Source organism: Mycobacterium sp. TH-M11, assembly GCF_057473725.1.
The window spans coordinates 1-14902 of the sequence record NZ_JBYCLD010000016.1; the positions used below are offsets into that span (position 1 = coordinate 1).

Genomic DNA, 14902 nt, shown 5'->3' on the forward strand with positions numbered 1-14902 from the left:
CCGGGCTGGACGCGGTGATCGCCGACGGCACCTGGTCGCAGCTCTACACCGACTGGGTGCCGCGACCGTTGCCGCGGGGCTGGCATCCCGGATCGAAATCGGCGCCGACACCGCACCTTCCCGACTTCGCGGCCATTGCCGAGCGAAACCACCGCACGATCGACGAGGCCGCGCCGCCGAAGTCCACGCTGACCCAACTGCGGGATTCGTTCTTCGACTGGGAGCTCTACAAGCAGGCCATTCCGGCGATGGCGACCACGGGCCTGCCGAACACGCTGATCCTCACCGTCAGTTCCGGCGTGATCGGGCTGACGGTCGGCATCGGGCTGGCGGTCGCCGGAATCTCACGGGCGCGCTGGCTGCGCTGGCCGGCGCGGATCTACACCGACATCTTCCGGGGCCTGCCCGAGGTGGTGATCATCTTGCTGATCGGGCTCGGGATCGGGCCGCTCGTCGGCGGACTGACCAATAACAATCCCTATCCGCTGGGAATCGCCGCGCTCGGGTTGACCGCGGCGGCCTACGTCGGCGAGATCTTCCGCGCCGGCATCCAGAGCGTGGAGCCCGGCCAACTCGACGCCGCCCGGGCGCTGGGACTGAGCTACCGAGCCTCGATGCGGCTGATCGTGATTCCCCAAGCGATCCGACGGGTGCTGCCCGCCCTGGTCAACCAGTTCATCGCGTTGTTGAAAGGATCCGCGCTGGTGTACTTCCTGGGCCTGATCGCCGGCCAGCGCGAGCTGTTCCAGGTCGGCCGCGACCTCAATGCGCAGACCGGCAGCCTATCGCCGCTGGTGGCTGCGGGCGCGTTCTACCTGCTGCTCACCATCCCGCTGACTCACCTGGTCAACGTCGTCGACCATCGGCTCAGACACGGCCGGCCCGCGACGGAGCCGGACTTGGATATCAGTCAGGCGATGACGTGATTGGTTCAGTATCGTTGGAAGGCAAGGGGATTCACCTGTCCTTCGGGCGCACTGCGGTGTTGCGGGGCGTCGACGTCACCGCGCCCGCGGGTGAGACCGTCGCGGTGATCGGGCCATCGGGGTCTGGCAAGTCGACGCTGCTGCGCACGCTCAATCGGTTGCACGAACCCGATCGCGGCGACATCCTGCTCGACGGCAAATCCGTCCTGACCGAGAATCCCGACGCCGTGCGGCAGCGGATCGGCATGGTGTTCCAGCACTTCAACCTCTTTCCCCACCTCAGCGTGCTCGCCAACGTGATGCTGGCGCCACGCAAGCTCAACGGGCTCGCCGGTGACGAGGCCCGCGAAACGGCTCTGGCCCAACTGGACCGGGTGGGCATGAAGCACAAGGCGGAAAGCCGGCCCGGTGCCCTCTCTGGCGGCCAGCAGCAAAGGGTGGCGATCGCCCGGGCGCTGGCGATGGCGCCGCAAGTGATGCTGTTCGACGAGGCGACCTCGGCCCTGGACCCCGAGCTGGTCAAAGGCATACTCGCGTTGATCGCCGATCTGGGCTCCGAAGGCATGACGATGCTGGTCGTCACCCATGAAATGGCTTTCGCCAGGTCGACGTCCAACACGGTCGTGTTCATGGACCACGGCCAGGTGGTGGAAACCGGGCCGCCGGAGCAGATCTTCGAAGCGGCGGCCACCGAGCGGCTACAGCGCTTCTTGTCGCAGGTTCTGTGAAGGCAAAACCCAATTGTGGGCCGCTGAACCGCCGACAGGTTAGACTAGCGAACTATGGCGGAAACCGAAGCCACCGGGCCGGAGCTCACTGAGCTGGCGGAGGGGCTTCACCGTACGCTCTCCAAGCTGTTTTCGATCCTGCGACGCGGCGATCCCAGCGCCGGCGCGGCGACGGCCAGCGACCTCACCCTGGCCCAGCTGTCGATCTTGGTCACGTTGCTCGACCGCGGCCCGATGCGGATGACAGACCTGGCCGCGCACGAGCGGGTTCGTACACCCACCACCACGGTGGCGATCCGCCGACTGGAAAAGATCGGCCTGGTGAAACGCTCGCGCGACCCCTCGGACCTGCGCGCGGTGCTGGTCGACATCACCCCGCGAGGCCTGTCGGTGCACCGCGAATCGCTGACCAACCGGATCACCGCGCTGGCCGCGTTGCTGAGCCAGCTCAGCGGATCCGACCTGGAATCGCTGACCAAAGCGCTTGCGCCCCTGGAGCGCCTCGCTGCCAGCGAGTCGGTGCCCAGTTCGACGGTCGCCGCCAACGTAGACGCGAGCGGCTAAACCCTCCCGTTCTCGATCACTACGCTGGCAGGCATGCAGACAGCGCTCATCACCGGTGCCAGCCGCGGAATCGGCGCTGCCATCGCCACCGCCCTGGCACCGACACATACCCTGTTACTGGCCGGACGGCCGTCGTCCGCGCTGCAGGCCACCGCGGAGCGACTCGGCGCCACCCCGCTACCAGTGGATGTCACCGACCCGGGAACGATCGCGGACGCCACCGCTGCGATCGGCGAGCTCGACGTGCTGGTGCACAACGCCGGGATCTCGCTTCCCGGGCGCGTCGCGCACTCAACCGTCGAACAGTGGCGAGCCACCTTCGACGTCAACGTCATTGGCGCTGTAGCGGTTACGCTCGCCCTCCTCCCCGCGCTCCGAAGCGGCGCAGGCCAGGTGGTGTTCATCAACTCCGGGGCTGGTCGCAGGGCGTCGGAGAGCATGGCGTCGTACTCGGCCAGCAAGTTCGCTTTGCGGGCGTTCGCCGACTCGCTGCGACTGAGTGAGCCGTCGCTGCGGGTCACCACCGTCTACCCCGGCCGCACCGACACCGACATGCAGCGCGATTTGGTGTCTTACGAGGGCGGCGACTACCACGCCGACCAGTTCCTGCGTACGGATACCGTCGCCGCCGCCGTCGCGCAGGCGATCAACACCCCGGCCGACGGGCACCTGCACGAGATCATCCTCCGACCGCGCGGCTAACTTTCTGCGTCGATTGTGCAGGTTATGACGGCGATACCGGCACCTTCGCGCACACAACCCGCACAGTCGGGGTCAGATCGGGCGCCTCAGACCACACGCCCGGTGACGATGCAGGCCGGAACGGCCTGAGGAGGAGGCGGGTCAGAGCACACGCCCGGTGACGATGCAGGCCGGAACGGCCTGAGGAGGAGGCGGGTCAGACCACCAGGTTGACCATCTTCCCGGGAACGACGATCACCTTCTTCGGAGTGCCGCCGGCCAGGAACGCCTGCACCTTCTCGTCGGCCAGCGCGGCCGATTCCACCGCATCGGCAGCCGCGTCGGCCGACACAGTGATCCGGCCGCGCAACTTGCCGTTGACCTGCACGGGGTATTCCACCGTGTCCTCGACCAGATATGTGGGATCAGCGACGGGAAATGGCCCGTGCGCCAGCGAATTCGGGTGGCCCAGGCGCTGCCAGAGCTCTTCGGCCAGGTGCGGTGCGACCGGCGCCAGCATCAGCACCAGGGGTTCGACCGCGGCCCGCGGGGCGGCGTCGCGGTGCAGCTTGGTCAGGTGGTTGGTGTATTCGATCAGCTTGGCTACCGCGGTGTTGTTGCGCAGTGCCGCATAGTCTTCCGAGACGCCGGCGATAGTGCGGTGCAGCAGCCGCAGCGTGTCGGTCTCCAACTCCTCGTCGGCGACCCGGGCCGCACCGGAGTTCTCGTCGACCACCAGTCGCCATACCCGCTGCAAAAACCGCTGTGCGCCAACGACATCCTTGGTGGCCCACGGGCGGGAGGCCTCGATCGGGCCCATCGACATCTCGTACACCCGCAGGGTGTCAGCCCCGTAGTCGTCGCACATTTCGTCCGGTGAAATCGAGTTCTTCAGGCTCTTGCCGATTTTGCCGAACTCCTGAAAAACCTCGATGTCGCCGTCCGGGCCGGGATAGAAGAACCTGCCGTCGCGCTCGACGACGTCGGCGGCCGTCACGTAGGCGCCGCGGGCGTCGGTATAGGCGAAGGCCTGGATGTAGCCCTGATTGATCAGGCGCCGGTACGGCTCGCGGGAGCTGACATGGCCGAGGTCGAAGAGCACCTTGTGCCAGAACCGCGAGTACAGCAGGTGCAGCACCGCGTGCTCGGCGCCGCCGACGTAGAGGTCGACCCCGCCAGGGTCGTCCGGCCCGTGCTCGGCGGGCCGCGGCCCCATCCAGTACGCCTCGTTCTCCTTGTCGCAGAAGCGGTCTGGATTGTGGGGGTCGGTGTAGCGCAGTTCGTACCAGGAACTGCCTGCCCACTGCGGCATCACGTTGGTGTCGCGGGTGTAGGGCTGCAAGCCGTCACCGAGGTCGAGTTCGACGTTGACCCACCCGGTGGCCTTACCGAGTGGAGGCGACGGTTCACTGTCGGCATCGTCGGGGTCGAACAGCACCGGCGCGTAGTCCGGCACGTCCGGCAGTTCGACCGGCAGGTCGGCGTCGTCCAACGCGTGCGCACGCCCGTCGACGTCGTAGACGATCGGAAACGGCTCACCCCAATAGCGTTGGCGCGCGAAAAGCCAGTCCCGCAGCTTGTACTCGACGCGACCCCAGCCGTGGCCGTCGGATTCCAGCCGCGCGGTGATGGCTTCCTTGGCCGCGGCGACGTCGAACCCGTTGAGGTAGTCGGAGTTGACCAGGACGCCGTCTCCGGTATAGGCCGATTGCGAAACATCGCCGCCAGCAATGACTTCCACGATCGGCAGCCCGAACTCGGCGGCGAATTCCCAGTCGCGCTGATCGTGGCCGGGCACAGCCATGATCGCACCCGTACCGTAGCCGGCCAGCACGTAGTCGGCGATGAAGATCGGCACCTGCGTGCCGTCGGCCGGGTTGGTCGCGTAGGCGCCCAGGAAAACACCGGTCTTGGTCTTGTTCTCCTGACGCTCGAGATCGGATTTCGCGGCGATCGCCTTCCGGTAGGCGGCGACGGCCTGTGCCGGGGTGGCTTCGCCGTAGGTCCACCGCGCGTCGACGCCCTGCGGCCACTGTGCCGCGGCCAGCCGGTCGACCAGCGCGTGTTCGGGTGCCAGCACCAGATACGTTGCACCGAAAAGGGTGTCCGGCCGGGTGGTGAACACCTCCAGGTTGCCCGCCGGCGAGCCGAACAGCACGGCCGCGCCGGTAGACCGGCCGATCCAGTTGCGCTGCATCGTCTTGACCTTTTCCGGCCAGTCCAGGACATCGAGGTCGTCGAGCAGCCGGTCGGAATAGGCGGTGATCCGCATCATCCACTGCCGCAACCGCCTGCGGAACACCGGGAAGTTGCCGCGCTCGCTGCGACCGTCGGCGGTGACCTCTTCGTTGGCCAGCACGGTGCCCAGACCCGGGCACCAGTTCACCATCGACTCGGACTGATACACCAGCCGGTGGCTGTCGACCACATCGGCGCGCTCGCCGGCGGACAGCGTCGACCATCTCCGGCCGTCCCCCAATTTATGTGCGCCAGAGTCGAATTCGGCAACCAGATCGGCGATCGGGCGGGCTTTTCCGGCGGCCGAGTCGAACCACGCGTTGTAGATCTGCAGGAAGATCCACTGCGTCCACTTGTAGAAGTCGGCGTCGGTGGTGGAAAAGCTGCGGCGGTTGTCGTGGCCGAAACCCAACCGGCCCAGCTGGCGCCGGAAGTTGACGATGTTGGCCTCGGTGCGGCTCCGCGGGTGGGTTCCGGTCTGTACCGCGTACTGCTCGGCGGGTAGGCCGAAAGCGTCGAAGCCCAACGCGTGCAGCACATTACGGCCTCGCATCCGGAAATAGCGGGCGTACACATCGGTGGCGATGTAGCCGAGCGGGTGACCGACGTGCAGGCCCTCGCCGGACGGATACGGAAACATGTCCTGAACGAACATCTTGGAGTTAGGTAATCGCAAGAGGTCCGTGCCGTCCGCCGGCGCCAGCGAGCCGACGGGGTTGGGCACGTTGAACGTCCCCTGCCGGGTCCAGTTGTCCTGCCAAGTTGCTTCGATGCGGCCGGCCAGGTCCGCGGTGTAGCGGTACCGCGGCGCGTCGGGGTCGGAGTCGGTCACGCCCAACAGGTTATAAGGACGCCGTCGAGCGACCCGCCGACCGCCACCGGTCTCGGTTGCATTGCAGAGCGATCAGGGTTCATTGCAGGTGTGTCAAAGGTCGGTCGCGGCGCTAGAAGCCAGCTGTTCTGCCTGGTTACAGTCATCTTCTGCGATTTCGAATGCCCGGAAGGACCACCCCTCATGAAGCAGATAGCCCGTAGCTGGCGAGTAACGGTCGCGGGCCTGGCCATCGGCGCCGCCGGTGTGCTGGCTGTTGCCGGCCCCACCGCGTCGGCCGACCCGGTGCTCCCTCCCCGGCCCGTTCCCGCACCGATCCCCGCGCCGGCACCACAAGCGGTCCCCGGGGCGCTCGGCAACCCGCTGCCGGGTCTGGCGCCGCAGGCCGCACCGCCCGTTCCCGCCGCCGCGCCGCCACCCGCGCCCGAAGCGGCCGCCCCACCGGCGCTGATGCCGGCCACCGCGGGGACGTTGCGCGACTTCTTCAACGGCAAGGGTGTGAAGATGGAGCCGCAGAAAGCCGCCGGCTTCACCGCGCTCGACCTGGTCCTGCCGATGCCGCAGGGCTGGACCCAGGTTCCCGATCCCAACGTCCCCGATGCGTTCGTCGTGATCGCCAATCGGCGCAGCCCCAGTCTCTACACCCCCAATGCCCAGCTCGTGGTCTACCGACTGGTCGGCGATTTCGATCCGCACGAGGCCATCTCGCACGGCTTCATCGACAGCGAACAGTTGCCCGCCTGGCGTACCACCGACGCGTCGTTGATCGACTACAACGGCTCCCCGTCGTCGCTCATCGAGGGCACCTATCGGCAGAACGAGATGACGCTCAACACGTCGCGGCGGCACGTGATCGTCAAGTCCGGACCGGACAATTACCTGGTGTCGCTGGCCGTCACGACCGAGGCGGGCGGCGGTGTCGGCGAGGCGCAGGCCACCGACGGCATCGTCAACGGGTTCCGCGCCGGCGCGCCCGGATCCAACCCGCCCGCGCCGCCACCGCCGGTGGCCGTGCCGCCCGCGGTGGTCGCGCCGCCCCAGGCACTGGCTCACTAACGCCGGCGCTGCCCCCGATCCGGACGCCTCGTATGGTGTCCCCATGGTCATCGCGGGAGTGTTGTGCATCGGCGCAGCAGTGCTCCTGGCCGTTCTGGGGTTGCGGTCACTGACCCGGCCCGCCGGCACCGGCACCGCGGAGGTGGCGCTGCGTTCGGTCGCGCCGCCACAGCTGGCGGCCGCGACCATGCTGGCCGTCGCTGGAGCGGTAGCTCTGGCCGCGCCGCCGGCCACCGCCCTGACGGTGGTCTGCGTCTGCGTGGTCGGCGCTCTGGGCACCCTCGCGGCTGGGTCGTACCAGATGGCGCGATACGCGCTGCGCCGACAGGAGGCCACCGCCGGTTGCGGCAGGGCCTGCGCCGGCTGCACCCTGACCTGCCACTGACCGCATGTGGAAAAAGCTGTCGGCGCTGCCGATCGACACCTTCCTGCTGGCCATGGCCGCCACCGTCGCTGTGGCGGCCGTGTTCCCGGCCCGGGGCGCCTTCGCCGATGTCATGGCGGTGGCCGCCAAAGCGGTTATCGCGCTGCTGTTTTGGCTGTACGGAGCGAGGCTCTCGCCGGGGCAGGCGTGGCAGGGGGTCAAGCGCTGGCAGTTGCATCTGCTGGTGCTGGCCACCACGTTCGTCGTCTTTCCGCTACTCGGGCTGGCTGCGCGCGCACTGGTGCCCTGGCTGCTGAACCGCGACCTGTACAACGGGCTGCTGTTCCTGTGCCTGGTCCCGTCGACAGTGCAGTCCTCCATCGCGTTCACCTCGATTGCGCGGGGCAATGTCTCGGCAGCGCTGGTCAGTGCCTCGCTGTCCAACATCGTCGGCATCGGGCTGACCCCGCTGCTGGTCGTCCTGCTGATGGATACCCAAGGTGGCGCCCAGCTGGACGCCACCGCCGTCCGCGACGTGGCGGTGCAACTCTTGCTGCCGTTCGTGGCGGGCCAGCTGATGCGCCCGTGGGTGGCCGACTGGGTGATCCGGCACGCCGTCCTGACCAAGCTCGTCGACCGCGGCTCGATCCTGCTGGTCGTCTACACCGCGTTCTCGATGGGCATGGCAGCGCACATCTGGGCCAGCGTCGACACCTGGCAATTGGCGGTCGTGGCGCTGGTCAGCACCGTGTTGCTGGCGGTGGTGCTCGGCTTCACCGGCCTACTCGGGCGGGTGGTCGGTCTGGACCGCGGCGATCGCATCGTGCTGCTGTTCTGCGGCTCCAAAAAGAGCCTGGCTTCCGGGCTGCCGATGGCGCTGGTGTTCTTTCCCGCGGCAACCGTCGGCGTGATCATGTTGCCGCTGATGATCTTTCACCAGATCCAGCTGATCGTGTGCTCGGTGATCGCGAGTCGGCTCTCCCGAGGCGACGCCGCCGCGGCGGTGGCAGCTTAGCCCGAAAGGGCGACCCGCTTCGGCCGGGCAAACACCGGCCTCGCGATCGCCCTAGTTGCGGCTGACGTCGATCGGGTGGGTGGCCAGCATCGACAACGGCTGCGGCTGACGGCGCAGCACCCGACCCCACAGGTCCACCCGCTGCTCGACAAGCACGTCAGAAGGCAACGCCGACAACACAATCCAGTCGTCGCGCTCGATCTCGCCTTCGAGCTGGCCGATCGTCCAGCCCGAGTATCCGGCGAAAATGCGGACTCCTTCCACGGCCGTGGCGATGGCCGCGGGGTCGGCGTCGAGATCGACCATCGCCATCCGGCCGGCCACGTGGCGCAGGCCCGCCACGCCGTCGGGCACGGCGCCGACCCGCAGCACCGCCAGGCACAGCGCCGCGTCGCGCTTCACCGGCCCGCCGATGAACATCGTCTTCGGCTTCGACGCGAGCTTGGCCCACTGCGGTAAAACGTTGTACACGGCGGTCTCACTGGGCCGGTTGAGCACCACACCCAGCGTGCCCCCGTCGTTGTGTTCGACGATGTAAATCACGCTGCGCCGGAACGTCGGCTCGAGCAGATCCGTGTTGGCCAGAAGCAATGTGCCCGCCCGCACCCGTTGTGCGGCAGGGGCGATGAAATCCTCTGGGTCCTCGGACTGCGCCACTGCACCATCATGGCATCCACGGCCGCCGACCGTGGTCAACAAGTAGGCCGCGAAACGCGAATTTGTAGTGTTGTTACTCCGCGTCCGGACACCGCCGGCCCGACGGGAGGCAGGTTCCGTGACTCATCCGCGAGCGCCGGCGGCCGTCTGGCGGTCGGTACGCGCGCTGCCCGATTTCAGGCGGCTGCTGGAACTGCGGCTGGCCAGCCAGTTCGCCGACGGACTCTTCCAGGCCGGCCTGGCCGGCGCCCTGCTGTTCAACCCCGAGCGGGCTTCGAGCCCGCTGGCCATCGCAGGCGCCTTCGCGGTGCTGTTCTTGCCGTACTCGTTGCTTGGTCCGTTCGCCGGCGCGCTGATGGACCGCTGGGACCGCCGGCTGGTGCTGGTGTCCGCCAACGTCGGCCGGCTGGTGTCGGTGGGCCTGGTGGGGATCTGTCTTGCGCTGGGGGTCCGCGACATGCTGGTGTTGGGCGGCGCGCTGATGGTCAACGGGTTGTCCCGGTTCGTCTCGTCGGGAATGTCGGCCGCGCTGCCGCATGTGGTGCCCGGCGAGCAGGTTGTCACGATGAACTCGCTCGCAGCGGCGATCGGCGCAGTCGCGGCGTTCCTCGGTGCCAACTTCATGCTGGTGCCGCGTGTGCTGGTCGGTTCCGGCAACAGCGGCGCCGCGGTGGCGATCTTGCTGGTCACCGTCCCACTACTGGTCGCGCTGCTACTTTCGCTGCGGTTCGACGACCACGTGCTGGGGCCCGACGACACCCGGAGCGCGATCCACGGCTCGGTGATCTACGCCGTCGTCACGGGTTGGCTGCACGGCGGGCGAACCGTGCTGGATCGGCCCACGGTCGCCGCGACACTGTCCGGGCTGGCCGCACATCGAATGGTGTTCGGCATCAACTCGCTGCTGATGTTGCTGTTGGTGCGCACCGGCAACGCCGGGCCGGTGTCCCCTCTGGGCAGCGCGCTGCTGTTCGTCGCCGCGGCCGGGGCCGGCTCCTTTCTGGCCAACCTGGTGACACCGGTGGTCGTCCGCCGATGGGGGCGCTACGCCGCGGCCAACGGCGCCCTGGCGGTTGCCGCCGCCGTCGAGATCGTCGGTGTCGGTTTGCAGCTGTGGGTACTGGTGATGGCGGGCTTCCTGCTCGGCGGGCTGGGTCAGGTGGTGAAGCTGTGCGCCGACACCGCGATGCAGCTCGATGTGGACGACGCCCTGCGCGGGCACGTATTCGCGGTGCAGGATTCGCTGTTCTGGGTGGCGTTCCTGGCCGCGATCACGGCGGCGGCCTGCGTGATTCCCGCTGACGGGCACTCCCCCGCGCTGGTGGTGGCCGGCAGTCTCGTCTATCTCTGCGGGCTTGGCGCACACTTCGTCATCGGGCGGGCGGCGAGTCGTTAAGGTACCCAGATGGCCGACCTTTCGCAGATTGTCGACGACCTGCGCGCCGAAAGCGCCGAGCTGGACGCTCTGGTCGCGGCGCTGCCCGCCGACCGCTGGAACACGCCGACGCCCGCCGCGGGGTGGACGATCGCCCACCAGATCGGGCACCTGCTGTGGACCGACCGCGGCGCGCTGGTGTCGGTCACCGACGAGGACGGCTTCGCCGACGTGGTCAAGTCCGCGCTCGACGACCCGATCGGCTTCGTCAACGCCGCGGCCGACGAGCTGGCCGCTGTTCCACCCACCGAGTTGCTCGCCGACTGGCGGGCCACCCGTTCGCGGTTACACGACGCGCTGCTGACCGTCGACGACGGGCGCAAGCTGCCGTGGTTCGGCCCGCCGATGAGCGGCCCGTCGATGGCCACCGCCCGGTTGATGGAGACCTGGGCGCACGGTCTCGACGTTGCCGACGCGCTCGGGGTGACCCGCCCCGCGACCGCCCGGCTGCGTTCCATCGCCCACATCGGCGTGCGTACCCGCGACTTCGCGTTCGTCATCCACGAGCTGGCGCCGCCGGGCGAGCCGTTCCGCGTGGAGTTGCGCGCACCCGACGGCAGCCTCTGGACGTGGGGACCTGCCGAGGCGGCGCAACGGGTCACCGGGTCGGCCGAGGACTTCTGTTGCCTGGTCACCCAGCGACGCCCACTGCGCGAGCTCGATGTCACCGCCTCCGGCGAGGACGCGGCGCGCTGGCTGCCGATCGCGCAGGCGTTCGCAGGGCCGCCCGGGACCGGCCGCTAGGCGGGCAAGGTTACCCTAACCTGATTTCCGGTAGGCTCTGCGCTCGTTATGGCTGAACCGTTGCTCGTCCTGCCGCGGGAGCTGACCGAACTCAGCGACGCGGTCCGGGCCGTTCCACCGCCGCCCACGCCGGTGCTGGCCGACCCCTATGCGCTGCGGCCGGTCGACCCCGATGACGACGCGGCGATGATCTCGCGGTGGATGAACATGGCGCACCTGGTGGAGGCCTGGGAGTCGGACTGGCCGGTTGAGCGGTGGCGGGATTACCTGCATGCCCAGTGCGCGGGCGACTATTCCCGCCCGTTCGTCGGCAGCATGAACGGCGAAGACAGCGGCTACGTCGAGGTGTACCGCGCCGCAAAGGATTCCATCGCCAGCCGCTACGACGCTGATCCCTATGACGTCGGTCTGCATGCCGCGATCGCCGAACTCTCGATCGTCAACAAGGGGCTCGGCCCGTTCCTGCTGCCGCGGATCGTCGCCAGCGTCTTCGACGTCGAACCCTGTTGCCGCCGAATCATGTTCGACCCTGATTACCGCAACGCCTCGGCGCGCCGGCTGTGTGAATATGCCGGCTGCACGTTCCTCGGCGAGCACGACATGAGCAACCGGCGGATGGCGTTGTACGCGTTGGCGCGCACGCCCGACGACGTACCGCGGGCCCGCTAGCCGTTCAGTTCACGGTAGCCGTCATAGTCGGGTTGCATTGCCGCAGCGACCAACTCCCACAGCACCTCGTCGGTGCCGCCACCGACGCGGGCCAGCTTCATGTCGCGCCACCACCGGCCCAGCGGCGTCTCGTCGACCAGGTAGCCGGACCCGCCGAAGATGTGCATGCATTCCGAGAGCACCTCTTCGCCCAGTCGCGCGGCGCTGACCTTCACGGCGGCCGCAGCCCGCAGATCGAGCTTGCCTTGCACGGCAATCCCGTTGAGCCCGTGGCGGAGTAGGTCGACGCGGGCCTGCAGGTCGGCGATGCGCAGCCGCAACGCCTGATGCTCGAACAGGGTCGCGCCGAACTGCCGCCGCTCGACCATCCTGGCGTGCGTGATGCCCAGCACCCGCTGGCAACCACCGGCGACCTGACCGGCGATCGACATCCGCTCGTGCGCCAACCCCCAGGAGATCGCCGCCAAACCCGTTCCGGGGCGTGCGATCAGCGCGTCGGCGGGCACCCAGGTGTCGATGTGTACCGCGGCGGTGTCCAGCGGCGCCGCGCCGACTTTGCGGTACGGCGTCTGGACGTCGCACTGCGCCGTCGGCACCGCGATCACCAGCACGTTGCCGTGTCGGCCGGCGTTGTCGTCATCGACACCGCGGGCGACCACCATGATGTGGTCTGCCACCGGCGAGAGCGACACGAATTTCTTGACGCCACGGACTTCGAATCCACCCCGGGCAGAGCGGACTTCGGTCTCGACGATCTGCAGGTCCGAACCGCCCGACTCCTCGGAGGCGCCGATGCACAGCACCACCTCGCCGCGGATGGCCTGCTCGCAGATGTCCTTGAGAAAGTCCGACCGGGCGAAACGGCGCAGGATCGCAATCGCCGAGTCGTGCAGACTGACGCCGACACCGATGCCGGCCGAGCCCAGCCGCCCCAGCGCGAACGCCAACGCGACCAACTTGGCGACATCGGGATGCGGGCCGCCCAGCCACTTCTGCGCGAACACCCCGCGTTCACCGAGATGCTCAATCAGCTGGCGTGGAAAGCGTTCGGTGACTTCGGCTTCGGCAGTCCACTTGATCACCTCGCCGGTGAACACCTCGTCGAGCAGCGCGCGGTACTCGTCGATGCTCAGCTCACCGGTCACGTCTTCACCTGGGCCACATTCCGTTTGACTTCGAGGCGCCGCAGCTTGCCCGACGAGGTGCGCGGCAGCGTCCCGGGCCGGACGAACACCACGTTGGCGGGCACGACGCCGCACTCCGACGCCACCTTGGCGACCAGTTCACGGCGGGCGCCGGCTTCGTCGGGGCCGCGGAACTCGGCGGTGATTACCAGACCCGGCCGGGTCGCGTCATCGTCGGTGCCGACGGCGACCACCGCGCCCTCCCGCACACCGCGGATTTCGGCGGCGACCCGCTCGATCTCGGCGGGAAAGATGTTGCGCCCGGCGACGGTGATGATCTCCTTGGCCCGCCCGCAGACCACCAGCCCGTCTCTGGTGAGATAGCCCAGGTCGCCGGTCGGGAACCAGGCGCCGGGCTTGAGCGGGGCATCGCCGAGGTAGCCGGACATCATCGAGGTGCCGCGGATCTCGATCTCGCCGACGGCACGGCCCGGCACCTCGGCGGAGTGGTCAGACTCGTGGTTGACGCGAATTTCCATGCCATCGATCGGCTCACCCAAGCATGCGTGTCGACGCGGTTCGGCTGCGCCGGAGTCGATTTCGTCATAGCGCAGCCCGCGACCCGGCCGCGGTGTGGTCACCGCGCAGGTCGATTCGGCCAGCCCGTAGGACGGAGCCAGCGCCCCGGCGTGAAAACCGAAGGGGCGCAACGCATCCGCGAACTGCCGCAGGCCGGCGCAGTCGACCGGCTCGCCCCCGTTGATGGCGAACCGCACCCGGCCGAGGTCGACGTCGGAGACCAGTCGGGCGTACTTGCCGATCATGGAATAGGCCATGTTCGGTGCGGCGGTCAGCGACATGCCGCTCTCGCTGAGCCAGCGCAGCCAGCGGAACGGCGACGCGGTGAACGCCGATGTCGGGGCCAGCCAGACCGGCGTCATTCCCAGCGCGCCGCTGAGCAGGAACGTCAGCCCCATGTCGTGATAGAGCGGCAGCCACGTGCAACCCCCGTCGACGGCTGGGTCGACGCCGATGCGGGCGAGCAGGCCGGTGACGTTGTTGTGCACCGCCTCCGCGGAAAGCTTTGCGGTGCGCGGGTTTCCGGTAGACCCCGCGGTGCCCTGCAGTATCGCCGGCGTTCCGGGCGCCGCCTCGACGGGCGTGAAGTTGGTCGACGGTTCGTGCGCGACGGCGGTCAGGTCGAGCACCGCCGGCCCGCCGGCATGCCCTGCCAGCAGGACCAATTCGTCGCCGTGGCTGAGCACCGTGCGCACGCCGATGCCGTCGAATCGGGCCAGCGTCGCCTGCGCCCACCGCCGCGGGTCGGCGCCGCGGACCGGGCCGGGCAGAATCGATACGCTGCGCCCGGCCAGCCAGGCGGCGTGGATGGCCGCGACGAGGTCGGCCGTCGGCTCACCGACCAACCCGACCGCGCCGACGTGCGCCTGATCGAGGATGCGGGCGGCAATGCCTTCGGCGCGGGCGTGGACCTGCGACCAGGGCTGACGGGTCCAGGTGTCGGCCTCCTTGTCGAAGACCACCAGGTCGTGAGCGGACGTGCGCATCGCCCTGGACAGGGCGGTGGCCAGCACGCTCACCGGCCGGCCGGGGCCTTTGCCCGGATGATGTTCTCCAGGTCGCCGACGGTGTCGCAGCCCAGCAACTCCCGCTCGTTGACCACCACGCCGAGCTTGTCCTCGATCGCGACCATGCCCACCGCGAACGCCACCGAGTCCAGGCCGACGTCGTCGACCAGCCGCGACTCTCGGCTCACCCGGCTGACGTCGATGTTGAGGTCGTCCCGCAGGATCTCGGTCAATGCCGCACTCACCGAATCCGGGCGCGACGAGTCGGAGGTCATGGGCCGAG

General features: G+C 68.5%; 15 protein-coding genes. 10 read left to right on the top strand and 5 right to left on the bottom strand.

Annotated features, from left to right (window positions below; all coding sequences use genetic code 11):
- From AC2VOG_RS00665 to AC2VOG_RS00680, 4 genes are all read left to right on the top strand, one after another.
- The coding region (locus AC2VOG_RS00665) for an amino acid ABC transporter permease (protein ID WP_486937988.1) at positions 1-926 on the top strand (926 nt) is incomplete at its 5' end.
- Entirely contained in the window at positions 923-1654 is a 732-nt protein-coding gene (locus tag AC2VOG_RS00670; protein WP_486937989.1) for an amino acid ABC transporter ATP-binding protein, read from the top strand. The genes AC2VOG_RS00665 and AC2VOG_RS00670, both read left to right, overlap by 4 nt.
- Positions 1655-1708: 54 nt before the next feature.
- On the top strand, positions 1709-2218 hold the full coding sequence (locus AC2VOG_RS00675; protein ID WP_486937990.1) for a MarR family winged helix-turn-helix transcriptional regulator: 510 nt from the start codon (positions 1709-1711) through the stop codon (positions 2216-2218).
- Between the two features lie 33 nt (positions 2219-2251).
- Positions 2252-2920, top strand: coding sequence for an SDR family oxidoreductase (locus AC2VOG_RS00680; RefSeq protein WP_486937991.1), 669 nt, complete (start codon positions 2252-2254; stop codon positions 2918-2920).
- A gap of 196 nt (positions 2921-3116) precedes the next feature.
- Here AC2VOG_RS00680 and leuS read toward each other — a convergent pair whose 3' ends face one another.
- On the bottom strand, positions 3117-5978 hold the full coding sequence (leuS, locus tag AC2VOG_RS00685; RefSeq protein WP_486938023.1) for a leucine--tRNA ligase: 2862 nt from the start codon (positions 5976-5978) through the stop codon (positions 3117-3119).
- A 174-nt stretch (positions 5979-6152) separates the two neighbouring features.
- Between leuS and AC2VOG_RS00690 the strand changes: the two genes are divergently transcribed.
- From AC2VOG_RS00690 to AC2VOG_RS00700, 3 genes are read left to right on the top strand one after another with little or no spacing between them, the layout of a single operon-like run.
- Entirely contained in the window at positions 6153-7025 is an 873-nt protein-coding gene (locus AC2VOG_RS00690; protein WP_486937992.1) for an LpqN/LpqT family lipoprotein, read from the top strand.
- Positions 7026-7068: 43 nt separating this feature from the next.
- On the top strand, positions 7069-7410 hold the full coding sequence (locus tag AC2VOG_RS00695) for a hypothetical protein (protein ID WP_486937993.1): 342 nt from the start codon (positions 7069-7071) through the stop codon (positions 7408-7410).
- A 4-nt stretch (positions 7411-7414) separates the two neighbouring features.
- Positions 7415-8404: a bile acid:sodium symporter family protein gene (locus tag AC2VOG_RS00700; RefSeq protein WP_486937994.1), complete on the top strand. Its 990-nt coding sequence runs from the start codon at positions 7415-7417 to the stop codon at positions 8402-8404.
- Positions 8405-8455: 51 nt separating this feature from the next.
- Here AC2VOG_RS00700 and AC2VOG_RS00705 read toward each other — a convergent pair whose 3' ends face one another.
- Positions 8456-9061: a YqgE/AlgH family protein gene (locus AC2VOG_RS00705; RefSeq protein ID WP_486937995.1), complete on the bottom strand. Its 606-nt coding sequence runs from the start codon at positions 9059-9061 to the stop codon at positions 8456-8458.
- Between the two features lie 118 nt (positions 9062-9179).
- Between AC2VOG_RS00705 and AC2VOG_RS00710 the strand changes: the two genes are divergently transcribed.
- From AC2VOG_RS00710 to AC2VOG_RS00720, 3 genes are read left to right on the top strand one after another with little or no spacing between them, the layout of a single operon-like run.
- Positions 9180-10457 carry an MFS transporter gene (locus AC2VOG_RS00710; RefSeq protein ID WP_486937996.1) on the top strand — a complete coding sequence of 426 codons (1278 nt, stop codon included), beginning with the start codon at positions 9180-9182 and terminating at the stop codon, positions 10455-10457.
- Positions 10458-10466: 9 nt separating this feature from the next.
- A complete protein-coding gene (locus AC2VOG_RS00715; protein WP_486937997.1) occupies positions 10467-11240 on the top strand; it encodes a TIGR03084 family metal-binding protein in 774 nt (257 codons plus the stop codon).
- Between the two features lie 48 nt (positions 11241-11288).
- Positions 11289-11909: a GNAT family N-acetyltransferase gene (locus tag AC2VOG_RS00720; protein ID WP_486937998.1), complete on the top strand. Its 621-nt coding sequence runs from the start codon at positions 11289-11291 to the stop codon at positions 11907-11909.
- Here AC2VOG_RS00720 and mbtN read toward each other — a convergent pair.
- Genes mbtN through AC2VOG_RS00735 form a run of 3 tightly spaced genes read right to left on the bottom strand, consistent with a single transcriptional unit; the run spans position 11906 to position 14894 of the window.
- Positions 11906-13054, bottom strand: coding sequence for a mycobactin biosynthesis acyl-ACP dehydrogenase MbtN (gene mbtN / locus AC2VOG_RS00725; RefSeq protein ID WP_486937999.1), 1149 nt, complete (start codon positions 13052-13054; stop codon positions 11906-11908). The genes AC2VOG_RS00720 and mbtN overlap by 4 nt on opposite strands.
- Positions 13051-14631 carry a long-chain-fatty acid--ACP ligase MbtM gene (gene mbtM / locus AC2VOG_RS00730; RefSeq protein ID WP_486938000.1) on the bottom strand — a complete coding sequence of 527 codons (1581 nt, stop codon included), beginning with the start codon at positions 14629-14631 and terminating at the stop codon, positions 13051-13053. The genes mbtN and mbtM overlap by 4 nt, the downstream gene beginning before the upstream one ends.
- Positions 14628-14894, bottom strand: a complete 267-nt coding sequence (locus AC2VOG_RS00735; RefSeq protein ID WP_486938001.1) for an acyl carrier protein — start codon at positions 14892-14894, stop codon at positions 14628-14630. The genes mbtM and AC2VOG_RS00735 overlap by 4 nt, the downstream gene beginning before the upstream one ends.
- Positions 14895-14902 lie beyond the last annotated feature (8 nt).

What these genes read in the sequence shown, in the direction of transcription:
- AC2VOG_RS00715 (WP_486937997.1), top strand. Translation starts at nt 10,467, where the DNA reads ATGGCCGACCTTTCGCAGATTGTCGACGACCTGCGCGCCGAAAGCGCC.
- AC2VOG_RS00695 (WP_486937993.1), top strand. Translation starts at nt 7,069, where the DNA reads ATGGTCATCGCGGGAGTGTTGTGCATCGGCGCAGCAGTGCTCCTGGCC.
- AC2VOG_RS00690 (WP_486937992.1), top strand. Translation starts at nt 6,153, where the DNA reads ATGAAGCAGATAGCCCGTAGCTGGCGAGTAACGGTCGCGGGCCTGGCC.
- AC2VOG_RS00680 (WP_486937991.1), top strand. Translation starts at nt 2,252, where the DNA reads ATGCAGACAGCGCTCATCACCGGTGCCAGCCGCGGAATCGGCGCTGCC.
- AC2VOG_RS00720 (WP_486937998.1), top strand. Translation starts at nt 11,289, where the DNA reads ATGGCTGAACCGTTGCTCGTCCTGCCGCGGGAGCTGACCGAACTCAGC.
- AC2VOG_RS00735 (WP_486938001.1), bottom strand. Translation starts at nt 14,894, where the DNA reads ATGACCTCCGACTCGTCGCGCCCGGATTCGGTGAGTGCGGCATTGACC.
- AC2VOG_RS00700 (WP_486937994.1), top strand. Translation starts at nt 7,415, where the DNA reads ATGTGGAAAAAGCTGTCGGCGCTGCCGATCGACACCTTCCTGCTGGCC.
- AC2VOG_RS00675 (WP_486937990.1), top strand. Translation starts at nt 1,709, where the DNA reads ATGGCGGAAACCGAAGCCACCGGGCCGGAGCTCACTGAGCTGGCGGAG.